At 74.0% G+C, this 15,124-nt stretch carries 16 protein-coding genes; 13 read left to right on the plus strand and 3 right to left on the minus strand.

The annotated features are described in order from the left end of the window. The first annotated feature begins 181 nt into the window (after positions 1–181). The 8 genes from ACFO3Q_RS03605 to ACFO3Q_RS03640 all read left to right on the plus strand — a co-directional run bounded on the left by ACFO3Q_RS03605 (position 182) and on the right by ACFO3Q_RS03640 (position 5,915). Positions 182–1,381, plus strand: a complete 1,200-nt coding sequence (locus tag ACFO3Q_RS03605) for a CNNM domain-containing protein (protein WP_377003274.1) — start codon at positions 182–184, stop codon at positions 1,379–1,381. A gap of 111 nt (positions 1,382–1,492) precedes the next feature. After that, positions 1,493–1,735 carry a hypothetical protein gene (locus ACFO3Q_RS03610; protein WP_377003275.1) on the plus strand — a complete coding sequence of 81 codons (243 nt, stop codon included), beginning with the start codon at positions 1,493–1,495 and terminating at the stop codon, positions 1,733–1,735. A 132-nt stretch (positions 1,736–1,867) separates the two neighbouring features. After that, the gene (locus ACFO3Q_RS03615) at positions 1,868–2,674 is read left to right on the plus strand and encodes a MipA/OmpV family protein (RefSeq protein ID WP_377003276.1); all 807 of its coding nucleotides are present in this window, start codon (positions 1,868–1,870) and stop codon (positions 2,672–2,674) included. A gap of 33 nt (positions 2,675–2,707) precedes the next feature. Then, a complete protein-coding gene (locus ACFO3Q_RS03620) occupies positions 2,708–3,403 on the plus strand; it encodes a response regulator transcription factor (protein ID WP_377003277.1) in 696 nt (231 codons plus the stop codon). Next, positions 3,390–4,820: a sensor histidine kinase gene (locus tag ACFO3Q_RS03625; protein ID WP_377003278.1), complete on the plus strand. Its 1,431-nt coding sequence runs from the start codon at positions 3,390–3,392 to the stop codon at positions 4,818–4,820. The genes ACFO3Q_RS03620 and ACFO3Q_RS03625 overlap by 14 nt, the downstream gene beginning before the upstream one ends. Next, positions 4,817–5,347: a hypothetical protein gene (locus tag ACFO3Q_RS03630; protein WP_377003279.1), complete on the plus strand. Its 531-nt coding sequence runs from the start codon at positions 4,817–4,819 to the stop codon at positions 5,345–5,347. Before ACFO3Q_RS03625 ends, ACFO3Q_RS03630 begins: the two co-directional genes overlap by 4 nt. Further along, complete coding sequence (locus ACFO3Q_RS03635; protein ID WP_377003280.1) at positions 5,337–5,678, plus strand: hypothetical protein; 342 nt, start codon at positions 5,337–5,339, stop codon at positions 5,676–5,678. The genes ACFO3Q_RS03630 and ACFO3Q_RS03635 overlap by 11 nt, the downstream gene beginning before the upstream one ends. A gap of 63 nt (positions 5,679–5,741) precedes the next feature. Beyond that, the gene (locus tag ACFO3Q_RS03640; RefSeq protein ID WP_377003281.1) at positions 5,742–5,915 is read left to right on the plus strand and encodes a hypothetical protein; all 174 of its coding nucleotides are present in this window, start codon (positions 5,742–5,744) and stop codon (positions 5,913–5,915) included. 127 nt (positions 5,916–6,042) lie between these two features. Here the strand turns inward: ACFO3Q_RS03640 and ACFO3Q_RS03645 are convergent, their stop codons facing one another. Then, positions 6,043–7,245: a potassium/proton antiporter gene (locus tag ACFO3Q_RS03645; protein ID WP_377003282.1), complete on the minus strand. Its 1,203-nt coding sequence runs from the start codon at positions 7,243–7,245 to the stop codon at positions 6,043–6,045. A gap of 356 nt (positions 7,246–7,601) precedes the next feature. On the opposite strand from ACFO3Q_RS03645, the gene ACFO3Q_RS03650 reads away from it, so the two are divergent. Genes ACFO3Q_RS03650 through ACFO3Q_RS03660 form a run of 3 tightly spaced genes read left to right on the plus strand, consistent with a single transcriptional unit; the run spans position 7,602 to position 12,224 of the window. After that, on the plus strand, positions 7,602–9,083 hold the full coding sequence (locus tag ACFO3Q_RS03650; RefSeq protein WP_377003283.1) for an ATPase domain-containing protein: 1,482 nt from the start codon (positions 7,602–7,604) through the stop codon (positions 9,081–9,083). Continuing rightward, positions 9,076–11,172, plus strand: a complete 2,097-nt coding sequence (locus tag ACFO3Q_RS03655) for a PAS domain-containing protein (RefSeq protein ID WP_377003284.1) — start codon at positions 9,076–9,078, stop codon at positions 11,170–11,172. Before ACFO3Q_RS03650 ends, ACFO3Q_RS03655 begins: the two co-directional genes overlap by 8 nt. A gap of 50 nt (positions 11,173–11,222) precedes the next feature. Next, the gene (locus ACFO3Q_RS03660; RefSeq protein WP_377003285.1) at positions 11,223–12,224 is read left to right on the plus strand and encodes a serine hydrolase domain-containing protein; all 1,002 of its coding nucleotides are present in this window, start codon (positions 11,223–11,225) and stop codon (positions 12,222–12,224) included. Between the two features lie 9 nt (positions 12,225–12,233). Here ACFO3Q_RS03660 and ACFO3Q_RS03665 read toward each other — a convergent pair whose 3' ends face one another. After that, a complete protein-coding gene (locus ACFO3Q_RS03665; RefSeq protein ID WP_377003286.1) occupies positions 12,234–13,175 on the minus strand; it encodes a 1-phosphofructokinase family hexose kinase in 942 nt (313 codons plus the stop codon). A 110-nt stretch (positions 13,176–13,285) separates the two neighbouring features. Here ACFO3Q_RS03665 and ACFO3Q_RS03670 point away from each other — a divergent pair, with 110 nt between their 5' ends. After that, positions 13,286–14,050, plus strand: coding sequence for a DUF72 domain-containing protein (locus ACFO3Q_RS03670; RefSeq protein WP_377003287.1), 765 nt, complete (start codon positions 13,286–13,288; stop codon positions 14,048–14,050). 11 nt (positions 14,051–14,061) lie between these two features. Here ACFO3Q_RS03670 and ACFO3Q_RS03675 read toward each other — a convergent pair whose 3' ends face one another. After that, entirely contained in the window at positions 14,062–14,463 is a 402-nt protein-coding gene (locus ACFO3Q_RS03675; RefSeq protein WP_377003288.1) for a host attachment family protein, read from the minus strand. A 121-nt stretch (positions 14,464–14,584) separates the two neighbouring features. Between ACFO3Q_RS03675 and ACFO3Q_RS03680 the strand changes: the two genes are divergently transcribed. Then, complete coding sequence (locus ACFO3Q_RS03680) at positions 14,585–15,124, plus strand: P-loop nucleotide/nucleoside kinase family protein (protein WP_377003289.1); 540 nt, start codon at positions 14,585–14,587, stop codon at positions 15,122–15,124.

Genomic DNA, 15,124 nt, shown 5'->3' on the forward strand with positions numbered 1-15,124 from the left:
GGCCCCGCGGCCCGCATGGCCTGCGGGGAGCGCGGCCCCGCAGGCTGCCGCGGTGCATGCGAAATTAAATGCGAATCAGTTTCATTACGCAACGGATGACGGAACCGTTCGTCGGCGCGTCCGGGGGCGTCACGGACACATGCCTGGCCTAGACTGGCCTGCCGTGTCCCCGGAACCCGCCGTGCCCACCGTCCGCCCTGTTCGCCCGCTGCTGTCCTGCCTCGCCCTGCTCGCGCTGCCGCTGTCGGCCGCCGCCGCGCCGGTCGCCGGCGGCGACGCGGTGGACGTGACGCTGATGCTGGTCTACCTGGGGCTGGCGATCGCGCTGTCCTTCCTGTGCTCGATCGCCGAGTCGGTGCTGCTGAGCATCACGCCGTCCTTCATCGCCGGCCTGAAGGCCACGCGGCCGCGGCTGGCGGCGACCCTGCAGCAGTTGCGGCACGACCGCATCGACCAGTCGCTGGCCGGCATCCTCACCCTCAACACCATCGCCCACACCGCCGGTGCGGTCGGCGCGGGCGCGAAGGCGTCGGACGTGTTCGGCAGCGCCTGGGTGGGCGTGTTCTCGGCGGTGGCGACGCTGCTCATCCTGTTCCTGTCGGAGATCGTGCCCAAGACGCTCGGCGCCCAGTACTGGCGCCAGCTCGCGGGACCGGTGGCGACCTTCGTGCGCCTGCTGATCGTGGTGCTGTATCCGCTGATCCGGCTGTCGGAGATGCTGACCCGCCTGATCTCGGGCGGCCGCCAGGCGCACGTGTTCAACCGCGAGGAGTTCATCGCCATGGCGGGCGTCGGCGAACTCAGCGGCGACATCCTGCCGCGCGAGTCGCGGGTGCTGCGCAACCTGTTCCGCATGTCCGAGCTGCGCGCCCAGGACGTGATGACGCCGCGCCCGGTGGTGGCGGCCCTGCGCGACGACACCCGCGTCTCCGACGCGCTGGCGGACCCGCGCGTGGCGCCGTTCTCGCGCATCCCGATCTACCGCGAGGACATCCACGATGCCGATGCCTTCGTGCTGCGCGCCGAGCTGCTGCAGGCCGAGGCCGACGGCGAGGGCGACCGCCCGCTGCGCACGCTCGCGCGCATGCTGCGCAGCGTGCCCGAGAGCATGCCGCTGACCGGGCTGCTGGACTTCCTGCTCGACCGTCGCCAGCACATCGCCCTGGTCGTGGACGAGTACGGCGCCACCCTCGGCGTGGTGACGATGGAGGACGTGGTGGAGACGCTGCTGGGCCAGGAGATCGTCGACGAGAGCGACCGCGTCGCCGACATGCAGCGCCTGGCGCGCCGACGCTGGGAAAGCCGCGCGGCGGCGCAGGGCCTGCCGATCCCCGATGCCGCGCCGAATGCCGACCGTCCGGAGGCGCAGGACCCGCACTGAGCCGCGAGGCAGGGTGGGGGCAGGGTACCGACACCGCCGCGCGGCGTCGCCGACATCCGGCCCACGGGGCCGCGGCGACCATCGGCGGCATCGACAGAGGAGACGCGGCGCATGAAGGACACGACGATGGCGCGCGGGCGCGAGGCCCGGCACGGCGACGGGCAACACCGGGCGTCGGTGCGCCTGCGCATCGGCCCGGTCAGGCTGAGGAGCGAGGCGGCGATCTCCACGCGCGGCCTCCTCGCCACCGGCGCGCTGGTGTCGGGCATCCTGCTGTCCACCGCGGTGCTGGTGATGGTCGCCACGCGCAAGCTTCCGGACGGCGCCCTGCCCCACGGACTGCGCCGGACCTAGCCACGCGTCGCGGCACGCCGGCAGGCGCATGCCCCCGGCGGCGCGCCGGGGCAACGCAGCAGGCGTCGCGTAAGTCGTCCGTAAGTCGGAGCGGCGGAGAGTGTCGCTCCCTCTCCAGCGGCGACAACGCTCATGTTCCGACGTGCCACTGCGCTCCTCCTCGTCCTGCCCTTCGCCGCCGCCGCCCAGACCGGCCGCGGCGTCGCGGACCAGATCCACACGCCGCGCAGCGACGACTGGTCGCTCGGCGTCGGCGTGTCGATCCGCGACAGCGCCTACGCCGGCGAGGGCACGCGCATCCGGCCGGGCCCGCTGGTGACCTACCAGGGCGAGCGCTTCTTCTGGAACGGCCTCACCGGCGGCATCCACCTCGTCCGCAACCAGAGCGTGCAGCTCGACGCCATCCTCTCCGGACGCTTCGACGGCTTCGACATCGACGACCTGGGCCGCGCCGAGCTGGCCGCGAACGGCCTCGACGCCGACCTGCTGGAGGATCGCGACGACGCGCTGGATGCCGGCTTCGCCCTGACCTGGCGCGGGCGCGGCGGCGTGCTCGCGGTGCGCGCCCTGGCCGACATCACCGACACCAGCGGCGGGCAGGAGTTCTCGGTGGCCTACGGCTATCCCATCCACATCGGGCGCACCACGCTGGTCCCGGGCGTCGCCGCGCGCTGGATGTCCAGCGACCTCGCCGACTACTACTACGGCACCGGCACGCTCGACGGGGAACGCGCGCGCGGCGTGCGCGAGTACGCGCCCGGCTCGGTGGTGGTGCCGCGCGCCAGCCTGGGCTTCTCGCGACCGCTGGGCGACAAGTGGCGGCTGCTCGGCTCGCTCGACTACGAGGTGCTCCCGGACGAGCTCGCCGACAGCCCGCTCATGGAACCCGACACCGACGGCACCGCACGCCTCATGATCGGCATCGCCCGCGGCTTCTGAGTCGCGGCCGGCATCCCCGATCCCAGGCAGCCCGTGTCCGCGCTCAACCGCATCGCCCTCGTCGAAGACCACGCCCGTCTGGCCGCACTGGTCGAACGGGGCCTGTCCGCGGCCGGCATCGCCGTGGACGTGTTCCCCGGCATGCAGGGCGCCTGGCATGCCATCGCCGGGCAGCCCTACGCGGCGGTGGTGGTGGACCGCGGGCTGCCGGAAGGCGACGGGCTCGACCTCGTGCGCCGGCTGCGTGCGGCCGGGCACCGCACGCCCTGCCTCATGCTGACCGCGCGGGACGCGCTGCGCGACCGCGTCGACGGGCTCGAGGCCGGGGCCGACGACTACCTCCCCAAGCCGTTCGCGATGGAGGAGCTGGTCGCGCGCGTGCGGGCACTGATGCGTCGCCCGCACGAACTGCGCGACCTCGAACTCGCCTGCCACGGGCTGCGCGTGCTGCCGCGCGCGAGCTGCATGACGCACGGCGACGAGTCGATCACCCTGGCGCCGGCCGAACTGCAGATCCTGATCTGCCTCGTGCGGGCCGAGGGGCGCACCGTGCGCCGGGCCACGCTGGAGGCGGCGGCCTGGGGCGTGACCGAGGCGGTCACGCCGAACGCGCTCGACGTCGCCCTGCACCGGCTGCGCAGGAAGCTCGCGGCCATCGACGCCGCCGTGGTGCTGGTGAACCAGCGCGGCCAGGGCTATGCGCTGAGGCGGGACGATGCGGCCGTGTAGCCTCCGCACCCGCCTCGTCGGCGCCGCACTGCTGGCGGCGCTGCTGGCGATCTCGGCCGGGTTCGCGCTGACCCAGGTGGCGCGGATCGCGTCCACGCCGCCGTCCGACATCGACCCGGCCGGGGACCTGGCCGACTGGGACATCGATTGGCCCGACACCACCGGCCGCCTGCTGCAGAAGGAACTGCGCGAGGAGCTCGAACATCTCGACGAGGGCCTGGTGGTGGCGCCGGACGGCAGCGCGCACGTGATGCTCGAACGCCCCAGCGCCCATGCCTACGACGCGATGCCCAAGGACACCGCCTTCCTCGTGCTCGACGCCGACGGCAGGGAGCTCGTCAGCAGCGACGAAGGCCCGGCGCTCCAGGCGCTGCGCGACATGCCGGCCGGCGCGCGCGCCCTCCTCCTCGACAACAGGGGCACGCCGCTTCCGCTGTACGTCATCGAGGGCACGATCGAGCGCGACGGGCGCCTCTACACGGCACGGGTCGCGCGCAGCGAACGCCTGATGTTTTCCCTCATCAACTACGCGCGCAAGCTCTACCTGCGCGCCGGCGTGGTGACGGTGGCGCTGACCCTGACGTTCTTCGTCGTGATCGTCTTCCTGATGGTCAACCGGCTGCTGCGTCCGCTGCGCGAGGCCTCCGAGGCCGCGGCGCGGATCGGTCCGCACACGCTCTCGATCCGCCTGCGCGGCCAGGGCCTGCCGTCCGAGCTGGCGCCGCTCATCGGGGCGCTGAACTCGGCGCTGACGCGGCTGGAGGAGGGGTTCCGGGTGCAGCAGGAGTTCCTCGCGACGGCCGCGCACGAGCTGAAGACCCCCCTGGCCCTGCTCCAGGCCGAGATCGAGCTCGGCGCCACCGCCGATCCGGAGGTCCTGCTGCGCGACACCGCGCTGATGGCGCGCCAGGTCAACCAGCTGCTGCACCTGGCCGAGGTCAGCGAGGGCCACAACTACCGCTTCGCGCGGGTCTCGCTGCGGGTCGAGGCCGCCGGGGCGATCGACTATCTCTCGCGCATGGCCGACCAGCGCGGCGTCGCCCTGCGCCTGGACCTGGAGCGCGACGAGCCGGGCCGCTGGATCGAGGCCGACGCGGGCGCGCTGTTCGTCCTCTTCAAGAACCTCCTGGAGAACGCGGTGCACCACTCGCCCGCCGGCGGTGAAGTGCGGCTGCGCGTGGGCGCCGAGGGCTTCTCGGTCGAGGACGAGGGCGACGGCGTGCCGGCGGGCGCAGCGCCGCACCTGTTCAAGCGTTTCTGGCGCGGCGCCGGCGCGCACGAGGGCGGTGCCGGCCTCGGCCTGGCGATCTGCCGCGAGATCTGCCTCGCGCACGGCTGGACCATCACGCTCGACGCCGCCCACGGCGACCGCGGCGCGCGCTTCGTCGTCGCCATGCCGCGCGGGAACACCGCATGAGCGCGCTCGGCCGCTCCACCTCCGCAGGCGCCCTCGCGGTGCCGCCGGATGCCGAGGCCGAGGCCCGCGCGGCCCTCCGCGCCTGCGTGGAGTGCGGGGGCGCGTCCGCCGACGTGCTGGTGGTGGCGCCCGATCCCGCCGCGGTGCGCGGCCTCGTGCGGCGCCTGCGCGCGGCCGGGCGCTGCGTGCTGGTGCTCACCCGCTCCCACGCCGGCCGCGCGTGGTGCGCGCGCACGGTCGGCGGCGGCACCGTCGCCATCCGCGACCCACGCGCGCTCCCCGCGCTGACGATGGACGCCGTGCGCCGCCTCGCGTCGCTGGAACTCGTCGCGGTCGCGGGCGCCGGTCGCGGCGACCCCGGCCTGGTGCGGCTCTACCGGATCCGGCGGCGCCCCGGCGCGGACCCGCAGGCCGCCACGCTCGAACCCCTCGGCGAACTCGCCGCCGACGCAGCGCGCACGGCGCGTCCGCCGCGCGCCGCGCACCGTCCCCACCATCGACCGGGAGCCACCGGCCATGCTCTATGAACCTCTGGGACGTCCGCGACCGCCGGCGCCGGACGAGGACGTACGCTGGCTGGTCGCCCGCGCACTCGCGCGCCACGCCGCCGGCGCGGGCATGGCGGTGGCCGACACCTGGTACTGGAACGACCTCGTCGACCGCCACCGGCGCACGCTGCGGCCCCGCGACCCGGTCGCGGCCGCCCTCGGCGCCGCCTACCTGACCGAAGGGCTCGTCGCCACCGCGGTGCGCCGCAAGGAAGTCCTCGCCGCCGCCGAGGCGCGCATCGCGCAGGCCGTGCTGGAATGGCTCGCCGACCGCGCCGGCAACGCGGATGCCGGCGCCGGGGCCGGCTGACACGTGCACCCCCACGGCGGATCCGCTATCAATGCGGAGTCGTCGCCACGGAAGGAGGGATGGATGGACTGGATGGAAGGCGTGCTCATGCTCGGCGCCCTCGGCGTGCTGATCTTCGGCTTCGTCAGGAACGACCGCAGGATCCTGCTCGCGGCCGGACTCGTGCTGTTCCTCGGCGGCACGGTCGGCGATGTCGTCCAGGGCTTCGAGCAGGGATACCGCGACGCCGGCCGCTGACGGCCGGTCGTCCGCCCGGGCCGAAGCCGCGCGATCCAGCACTCCGAGGCGCCATCCTGCCGCGCACGTCCTGGCGTCGTCGGCCCGGCGCTCGCCTGCGCGACCGGCGCCGCGTCCGGCGGCAGACTCAGCCCGCCGGCTTCTCGTCGAGACCGAGGCGGCGGGCCAACCAGCCCAGGGTCGGGCCCTGGATCACGCTGGAGACCAGGACCACGAAGAACACGATGTTGAAGATCGCCTGGGCGCCTTCGATGCCGGCGACGATGGGGAAGGTCGCCAGCACGATGGGCACCGCGCCGCGCAGGCCGGCCCAAGAGACGAACAGCTTGGCGCGCCAGTCGAAGCCGCGGAACGGCGCCAGGCAGAGGAACACCGACAGCGGCCGGGCGACCAGCATCAGCGCGGCGGTGACCGCGAGGCCGGGCACCGTCACGTCCGGCAGCTGCGCCGGGTACACCAGCAGGCCCAGCGCCAGGAACATGACCACCTGCGCCAGCCAGGCCAGCCCGTCCTGGAACAGCGAGATCGTGCGCTTCTGCGGGAACTCGCGGGTCCCCGCGACGATGCCGGCGATGTAGCAGGCCAGGAAGCCGTTGCCGCCGAGCACGCCGGCGACGCCGTAGGCGAGCATGGCGGCGGCGATGGAGATCACCAGCGACAGCCCGCCCACGTTGAGGTGCACCCTGCGCAGCAGCAGGGGCAGCCCCGCGCCCACGCCGAAGCCGACCACGGCGCCCACGCTCATCTGCAACAGGAAGTCCGGCACCAGGCTCAGCGGCGAGGCGCCGGCCACGCTCATCAGCAGCAGGGCGGCGCCGACCAGGAAGATGGCCATGGGATCGTTGGAGCCGGATTCCAGCTCGATCAGGCTGCGCACGTCGTCCCGCAGCGACAGCCCGCTGTGGCGCAGCACCGCGAACACCGCCGCCGCGTCGGTCGAGGCGATGACCGAACCGAGCAGGAAGCCCTGCAGCGGGCTGAAGTCGAGCAGCCACATGGCCGCCAGGGCCACCACGCCCGCGCTCAGCATCACCCCCGCGGTCGCCAGCACCACGGCCGGCAGCGCCATCCGCCGCACCGCGCGCCACTGGGTGTCGAGGCCACCGGAGAACAGGATGAACACCAGGCACAGCACGCCCAGCGTCTGCGCCAGCATGTAGTCGTTGAAGCGGATGCCGCCGGGCCCGTCCGATCCGGCCAGCATGCCCAGCGCCATGAAACCCAGCAGGGCCGGCAGGCCGAAGCGGCTGGAGAGGCTGCCCGCGAGCACGGTGAGCACCAGCAGCAGGCCGAGGCCGAAGAGGAAGAGTTCCGGGGAGTAGGAGGGCACGGACTGTGGCGGTGTGGGCGACCCACAAGCATACCGGCAGCGCCCGCAGCGACGGCGTCGAGGGCGCAGGCGGCGGAAACCAGGGCGAGGACGGGCCGGCGAGGACGGTCCACCGCGCTGCGTCGCAAGCGCGCGCCACGCCGCGATCGCGCGCGACGACGACGCAGGAATGGTGCGGCGCATCGTCCCCGGACCACGCACGCATCGGCGAGCGAGGCGCGGCAGGGCGCAGTGCGGATGCGCGCAGGGCCGCCGCACCAGGCATACACGCCGTGTCCGCGCGGCGACGCTAACCTGTCGTCCGCCCGCTGCCGCTCCCGGTCCCGGGTCCCCGCGTCCGATCGAGGCAGAAGAGCATGGCGTACATCTCCACCGGCTGTGCCGGGCTGGACGAGATCCTGACGGGCGGCCTGCCACCGCATCGCATGTACCTGCTGGAGGGCGCCCCGGGCGCGGGCAAGACGACCCTCGCCATGCAGTTCCTGCGCGCGGGCGTGCGCGCCGGCGAGGCCGCGCTGTACGTCACGTTGTCGGAGACGCGGGAGGAACTCGTCATGGTGGCCGCCTCGCACGGCTGGAGCATCGACGACATCCACGTGTTCGAGTTCGGCGCCGTCGAGGGCATGCTCGGCGACGACCGGGCGCAGTCCATCCTGCATCCGTGGGAGACGGAACTGAGCGAGACGGTGCGCCTGGTGCAGGCCGAGGTCGAGCGCGTGCGCCCGCGCCGCGTGGTGTTCGACAGCCTCTCCGAGATGCGCCTGCTGGCCCAGGACCCGCTGCGCTACCGGCGTCAGGTGCTGGCGCTCAAGCACTTCTTCGCCGACCGCGACTGCACCGTGCTGCTGGTGGACGACCTCAGCGGGAGCGAGGCCGACAGCCACCTGCACAGCCTCTGCCACGGCGTGATCTCGCTGGAGCGCCACACCCTGGAGTTCGGCGCCGCGCGGCGCCGCCTGCAGGTGCAGAAGCTGCGCGGCGTCGCCTTCGTCGCCGGCTATCACGACTTCGAGATCCGCACCGGCGGGCTCGAGGTCTACCCGCGGCTCATCGCCGCGCGGCACCGGGTGCCGTTCGCGGGCGAGGCGGTCGCCAGCGGCGTGCCCGAGCTCGACGCCCTGCTCGGCGGCGGCCCGCTGCGCGGCACCACCACCCTCCTCACCGGCCCCGCGGGCAGCGGCAAGACCACCATCGCCCTGCAGTACCTGCACACCGCCTGCGAACGCGGCGAGCCCTGCGTCATCTACGAGTTCGACGAGCGCATCGACACCCTGCTGGCGCGCGCCGCGGCCTTCGGCCTGGACCTGCGCGCGCACCTGGACAGCGGTCGCCTGGCAATCCACCAGATGGACCCGGCGGCGGTCTCGCCGGGCGAGTTCGCGGCCCTGGTGCGCAGCGAGATCGAGGGTCGCGGCGCACGGCTGATCGCCATCGACAGCCTCAACGGCTACCTCGCCTCCATGCCGGAGGACCAGCAGCTGGTCCTGCAGATGCACGAGCTGCTGTCGTACCTGAGCCACAACGGCGTGGCCACCCTGCTGACGAACCCGCAGCGCGGCCTGCTGGGCTCGATGGGCACCAACCTGGACATCTCCTACGTCGCCGACGCGGTGCTGCTGCTGCGCTTCTTCGAGGCCGACGGCCGGATCCGCAAGGCGATCTCGGTCCTGAAGAACCGCGGCGGCGCGCACGAGGACGCCATCCGCGAGTTCCGCATCGACGCCCGGGGCCTGCGCGTCGGCGCGCCCCTGGTGGAGTTCCGCGGCGTCCTGACCGGCACGCCGCAGTACGTCGGCGGACACACGCCCCTGCTCGAGGACCGCGGCGTCGATGCATAGGCAGGCCCCGGAAGGCCATCGGGTGCTGGTGGTCGCGCCGTTCGGACGGGACGCGGAGACCATCGGGCGCACCCTGCGCGAGCACGGCTACGACGCCTGCGTCTGCGCCGACGTCGCCGCGGTGGCGGGCGCGCTGGATGCGCGCAGTGGCGTGGTGCTGCTGACCGAGGAGGCCCTGCAGGGCGAGCTGGGCGTGCTCGCCCGCGCCCTGGAGGCGCAGCCGGCGTGGTCGGACATGCCCTTCGTGCTGCTCGCCTCGCCGCGCACGGGCCGGCTGCGCTCCGCCGAGCTGGCGCGGCTGAAGCTGCCCGCGGTCGCCACCAACGTCATCGTCCTGGAACGTCCGCTCGGCCTGGTGTCGCTGCTGAGCGCGATCGACGCCGCCATGCGCGCGCGCCAGCGCCAGCTCGAGATGCGCGACCGCCTCGCCGAGCTCGACGCCCAGGCCAGGGCGCTGCGAGAGAGCCGCGAGGCGCTGGTGGCGAGCGAGGCCGAGCTGCGCCACGTGGCCGACGCCCTGCCGGTGCTGATCGCCTTCGTGGACCGCGACCTCCGCTACCGCTTCGCCAACCGGGCCTACGAGAGCTGGTTCGGAATCTGCCCGCAGGCGCTGGTCGGCCGCAGCGTGATGGAGGTCGTGGGCGAGGAGGGCTTCCGGCAGCGCGAGGCGGCGATGCGCCGCGCGCTGGCCGGCGAGCCGATGCGGCTGGAGCTGCCCTGGCCGCACCGCGACGGACGGCGGCGCGACGCCGACATCCGCTACCTGCCGCGGCGCGACGCGCAGGGCGATGTGGACGGCTTCCACGTGTTCGTGCTGGACGTCACCGAGCGCAACGAGGCCGAGGAACTGCTGCGCCTGGCCGCCGGCACGCTCGAGGAGAAGGTGGCCGAGCGCACCGCCGAGCTGCACGCGGAGATGGCGCGCCGCGCCGAGACCGAGGCCGCGCTCCGGCAGAGCCAGAAGATGGAGGCGGTCGGCCAGCTCACCGGCGGCATCGCGCACGACTTCAACAACATGCTCACCGGCATCATCGGCGCCATCGACATCGTGCGCCTGCGCGTGGCCGCCGGCCGGAGCGACGGGATCGACCGCTTCCTGGCCTCCGCCCACGCCTCGGCCCAGCGCGCCGCGGCGCTGACCGCGCGCCTGCTCGCGTTCTCGCGGCGGCAGTCGCTCGACTCGCGCCCGCTCGACGTGGATGCGCTGCTGCGCTCGCTGTCCGACCTCCTCCAGCGCACCCTCGGCGAGAACGTGCGGCTCCGCATCGTCGCCGGCGACGTGCCGCCCGCGGTGGCGGACGCCAACCAGCTCGAGAACGCCATCCTCAACCTCGCGATCAACGCGCGCGACGCCATGCCCGCGGGCGGGCTGCTCACCATCGAGACCGGAACGGCCGAACTCGGTGCCGAGGCGCCCTCGCCCGACGGCGTGCTCGCGCCGGGGCGCTACGTCACCGTGACCGTCGCCGACACCGGCGTCGGCATGTCGGCCGAGATCCTGGAGCGGGTGTTCGAGCCCTTCTTCACCACCAAGCCGCTGGGCCAGGGCACCGGCCTGGGCCTGTCCATGGTCTACGGCTTCGCCCGCCAGTCGAACGGCCAGGTGCGCGTGCACAGCGAGCCGGGCTCGGGGACGCGGGTCTGCCTCTATCTGCCCGCGGCGGGCCAGCACACGGCGGTCCCGGTGCTGCCCACCCACGCACCGCGCATGGCCGGCGGCAACGGCCAGTCGGTGCTCGTGGTCGAGGACGACCCCGGCGTGCGCCTGCTGCTGCGCGAACTGCTCGGCGAACTCGGCTACACCGTCATGGAGGCGGCCGAGGCGCAGGCGGCCATCCCGGTGCTGGCCTCGCGCGCACGCATCGACCTGCTCGTCTCCGACGTCGGCCTGCCCGGCATGAACGGGCGCCAGCTCGCAGAGGTCGCGCGCGGGCACCGGCCGGACCTGCCGATCCTGTTCGTCACCGGCTATGCGGAGAACGCCGCCATCCGCGCCGGCTTCCTCGGCACCAACATGGGCATGATCACCAAGCCCTTCGCGCTCGATGCGCTGGCGGCGAAGGTGGAGGACATGCTCGGCGCCGGCTGAACGCCTCCGCGCTCATCCGCGCTTCGGGGACGGGACGGCAGGCTGTCGGCATGCCTGCCCTCGTCCTGTCGTTCCTCGTGCTCCTCGTCCTGTCCGCCCCCGCACGCGCGGCCCCCGCGCTGGCCGCCGTGCTCGACGACGCAGCGGCCCTCGCGCCGCTGCGCACCGTCGTCGTCGCGCGCGACGGCGAGGTGCTGGCCGAGCGCGGCTACCGCGGCCACGCCACCACGCGGCCGGCCAACATCAAGTCGGCCTCGAAGGCGGTCGTCTCCGCGCTCGTGGGCATCGCCATCGACCGCGGCCTGCTGGAAGGCGTGGACCAGCCCACCGCCCCGCTGCTCGCCGACGCGCTGCCGCCCGACCCGGACCCGCGGCTGCAGGCGATCACCATCGGCCACCTGCTCTCGATGCAGGCCGGCCTCGCCCCGACCTCGGGCCGCAACTACGGGCGCTGGGTGGCCAGCCCCGACTGGGTGCGCGCGGCGCTCGCCCAGCCCTTCGTCGACGAACCCGGCGGCGGCATGCTGTATTCGACCGGCTCGACCCACCTGCTCACCGCCATCCTCGTGCGGGTGAGCGGGCGCCCGGCGCGCGCGCTCGCCGACGAGTGGCTCGGCGTGCAGCCCGGCTTCGCCATCGCCGCCTGGGACCGCGACCCGCAGGGCATCCACTTCGGCGGCAACCAGATGGCGATGACCCCGCGCGCCCTGCTGGCCTTCGGCGAGCTCTACCGCAGCGGCGGGCTCAGCCGCGACGGCGTGCGCGTGCTCGACCCCGCGTGGATCGCCGCCTCCTGGACGCCCCGCACGCGCTCGGTCTTCAACGGCGACGGCTACGGCTATGCCTGGTTCGCCCGGCGCATCGCCGGCCACGAGGTGCGCTACGCCTGGGGCTACGGCGGCCAGATGCTCTACGTCGTGCCCGCGCTCGGCCTGACCGTGGCGATGACCTCCGACGAAAGCGCCGCCTCCGCCCGCTCCGGCCACCGCGACGCCCTGCACGCCCTGCTCGCGCGGATCGTGGAGGCGGTGGAGGGCGCCGAGGCGCGCTGAGCTCCGCCGTCAGGCCGGCGTGGGCGCGCCTTCGGCGTACAGGCGTTCGACGTCCTCGCGGCGGCACAGTTCCGTGCCGGGGCTCATGACGGCGGCGGCGCCCGCGGCCATGCCGTAGCGCACCGCGTCGCCGGGCGGGAGGCCGCGCGCCAGGGCGAGGGTCATGGCCGCGACCATGCTGTCGCCGGCTCCGACCGCGCTCTGGGCGGGGACGCGGAACGGCGCGAGCCGCTCCACTCCGTCGCGCGTGGCCATCAGCGCGCCCTTCTCGCCCAGCGAGAGCACGACGATCTCGGCGGCGCCGCGCGCCACCAGCCCGTGCACCGCCTCGGCCTGGGCGGCTTCGCCCTCGGGCACCTGCCCGAGGAGGCCGCCGAGTTCGCGCAGGCTCGGCTTCATGAGATGCAGCCCGCCCACCTCCACCGCATGCCGCAGCGCGGCGCCCGAGGAATCGAGCACCACGCGCGCGTCGATGCGTCGCGCCAGGGCCATCAGCGACTCGTGGAAGGACGGCGGCACGCCCGGCGGGTTGCTGCCGCTGACCACGAGGAAAGCGGGCGCAGGGTCGAGCGCCTCGATGGCGGCGAGGCAGGCCTCCAGCTCCTCCGCCGCGAGCGTCGGCCCCGGCAGCACGAAGCGGAACTGCCGGCCGCTCTCCTCCTCGTTCACGGTGAAGCTCTCGCGCGTCTCCCCGGCGATGTCCACGCGCTGCTGCGGGATGTCGAGGCCGTCGAGCAGCGAGGTCAGCACCGCGCCCCAGGGCCCGCCGGCCGGGTACACCGCGATGCCGTCGCCGCCGAGGATGCGCACCACCCGCGCGACGTTGATCCCGCCACCGCCCGGGTCCCGCCGCGGCGCGGTGCAGCGCAGCTTGCTGGTATGGCGCACCTGCGGCGTGCCGGTGGCGACGTCGACGGTGGGATTGAGGGTGAGCGTGGCGATGCGCGGCATGCGGTCGGATCGTGCGGAACCAGGCCCGAGTGTAAGGAAGCGCCCGCGCCGTTTCGTGCACACGTCCCTTCACTCCGTTCCGGCATCCGCCTGCGGCACGCTGCCCGCGCATGGCCAGCCCGTCCGCATCCACCCCCGCGCCGCGCATCCGCATCGGCTGCGCGGGCTGGTCGATCCCCTCGTCGCACGCAAGGCTGTTCGGCCCGGAAGGGAGCCATCTCGCACGGTACGCCACGCGCTTCGACGTGGTGGAGATCAACTCGACCTTCTACCGTGCGCACCGGCCGCAGACCTTCGAGCGGTGGGCCGCGACCGTGCCGCCGGGTTTCCGCTTCTCGGTGAAGATGCCGCGACAGATCACTCACGAAGCCCGCCTGGTGGGCACCGGTGCCGCGCTGGATGCCTTCTTCGCGCAGATCGCCGGGCTGGGACCGACGCTCGGCGGCGTGCTGGTCCAGCTGCCGCCCAGCCTCGCGCTGGACCCGTCCGTGGCGGCGCGCTTCTTCGGCATGCTGCGGCGGCGCTACGACGGACCGGTCGCCTGCGAGCCGCGGCACGCGAGCTGGTTCGCGCCCGCCGCGGCGCGCCTGTGGGAACGCCACGCCGTCACCCGCGTCGCGGCGGATCCGCCGCGGCCGGCGGCGGCGGCCGACACCGCGGGCCCGCCTGCCGCCGGCTGGCGCTACCGCCGCTGGCACGGCACGCCGCGCATCTACTACAGCCGCTACGACGACGCGGCGCTGCGCGGGCTCGCGGCGGCGTTGCAGCGCGACGCGGATGCGGGCCACGCGGCCTGGTGCATCCTCGACAACACCGCGGCGGGTCATTCGGTCGACGACGCGGCGCGGCTGCAGGCGATGCTCGCCGACGCCTGATCGCTGCGGAATCAGGCCGAGGTCAGGGCGCGCTCGATGTCGTCCAGCGGGGCGTTGGTGAGGGTCTTGGCGAGTTCGCAGACCAGGCGGTCGGTGGTCTCCTTGTGCAGCAGCGGACGGATCTGGCCGAGCGTCTGCGGGTCGGCGACCAGCACGAGGTGCGCGTAGCGGTGGTTGAGGGCGCCATTGTTGAGGTCGAAGGCCAGCTGCTTGGCGAAGGTGGCCTCGCCCATCTCCTTGACGTTCACCTCGGGCGGCATCACGCCGGCCGGGCCCTGGCCGCCCTCGGGCGGCGGGCTGCGCAGCTCCTCCTGCTTCAGGGTCAGGCTGCGCTCGTCGCCGACGTTGCGGAACACGCGCGCCTGCCCGCCGTCCGCCACCACGACCAGGGTTCCCGCCGGAATCTTGCCCATGCACGTTCTCCTTCGCATTCGGATGCGGCGTGCGCCGCAGGTGGCCCGAAAGTCTAGGAAGGCCGATGTGACGGTCCCGCGTTGCGCTATCGTCGGCCGCCCTTCTCCACAGGCATGCGCGATGGACGTCGTCGTCCTGCACGGGCCGCCCGCGGCCGGCAAGTACACCGTGGGGCGCCTGCTCGCGGCGCGGCTGGGCGTGCCGCTCTTCCACAACCACCTCGCGGTCGACGCGGCGATGGCGCTGTTCGCGTTCGGCACGACCGGCTTCGTGCGGATGCGCGCGGCGATCTGGCACAGCGGCTTCGCGGAGGCGGCCGCGGCGCGGCAGTCCTTCGTGTTCACCTTCCAGCCCGAGGCCTCGGTCGACCCCGGCCTGCTTCCCGCGCTCGCCGCGCGGGTCGAGGCGGTCGGCGGGCGCGTGCACTACGTCGCGCTGGACTGCGCGCGCCCGGTGCTGCTGGAGCGGCTCGGCGCGCCGAGCCGGACGCGCTTCGGGAAGCTGACCGACCCCGCGCTCTACGCCAGCATCGAGGGCGCCGGCGGGTTCGCCTTCCCGCCCCTGCCGGAGCCGCTGCTGCGGATCGACACCGCCGCCGTGGCCCCCGAGGAGGCGGCCCGGCGCATCGCGGCCGCGCTCGCCGCGTCCACCGACGGCTGA

The organism is Coralloluteibacterium thermophilum (genome assembly GCF_042654365.1).
GTDB classification, from domain to species: Bacteria; Pseudomonadota; Gammaproteobacteria; order Xanthomonadales; family Xanthomonadaceae; genus Coralloluteibacterium; species Coralloluteibacterium thermophilum.

What these genes read in the sequence shown, in the direction of transcription:
- ACFO3Q_RS03610 (WP_377003275.1), top strand. Translation starts at nt 1,493, where the DNA reads ATGAAGGACACGACGATGGCGCGCGGGCGCGAGGCCCGGCACGGCGAC.
- ACFO3Q_RS03615 (WP_377003276.1), top strand. Translation starts at nt 1,868, where the DNA reads ATGTTCCGACGTGCCACTGCGCTCCTCCTCGTCCTGCCCTTCGCCGCC.
- ACFO3Q_RS03625 (WP_377003278.1), top strand. Translation starts at nt 3,390, where the DNA reads ATGCGGCCGTGTAGCCTCCGCACCCGCCTCGTCGGCGCCGCACTGCTG.
- ACFO3Q_RS03630 (WP_377003279.1), top strand. Translation starts at nt 4,817, where the DNA reads ATGAGCGCGCTCGGCCGCTCCACCTCCGCAGGCGCCCTCGCGGTGCCG.
- ACFO3Q_RS03635 (WP_377003280.1), top strand. Translation starts at nt 5,337, where the DNA reads ATGCTCTATGAACCTCTGGGACGTCCGCGACCGCCGGCGCCGGACGAG.
- ACFO3Q_RS03640 (WP_377003281.1), top strand. Translation starts at nt 5,742, where the DNA reads ATGGACTGGATGGAAGGCGTGCTCATGCTCGGCGCCCTCGGCGTGCTG.
- ACFO3Q_RS03650 (WP_377003283.1), top strand. Translation starts at nt 7,602, where the DNA reads ATGGCGTACATCTCCACCGGCTGTGCCGGGCTGGACGAGATCCTGACG.
- ACFO3Q_RS03655 (WP_377003284.1), top strand. Translation starts at nt 9,076, where the DNA reads ATGCATAGGCAGGCCCCGGAAGGCCATCGGGTGCTGGTGGTCGCGCCG.
- ACFO3Q_RS03660 (WP_377003285.1), top strand. Translation starts at nt 11,223, where the DNA reads ATGCCTGCCCTCGTCCTGTCGTTCCTCGTGCTCCTCGTCCTGTCCGCC.
- ACFO3Q_RS03665 (WP_377003286.1), bottom strand. Translation starts at nt 13,175, where the DNA reads ATGCCGCGCATCGCCACGCTCACCCTCAATCCCACCGTCGACGTCGCC.
- ACFO3Q_RS03670 (WP_377003287.1), top strand. Translation starts at nt 13,286, where the DNA reads ATGGCCAGCCCGTCCGCATCCACCCCCGCGCCGCGCATCCGCATCGGC.
- ACFO3Q_RS03675 (WP_377003288.1), bottom strand. Translation starts at nt 14,463, where the DNA reads ATGGGCAAGATTCCGGCGGGAACCCTGGTCGTGGTGGCGGACGGCGGG.
- ACFO3Q_RS03680 (WP_377003289.1), top strand. Translation starts at nt 14,585, where the DNA reads ATGGACGTCGTCGTCCTGCACGGGCCGCCCGCGGCCGGCAAGTACACC.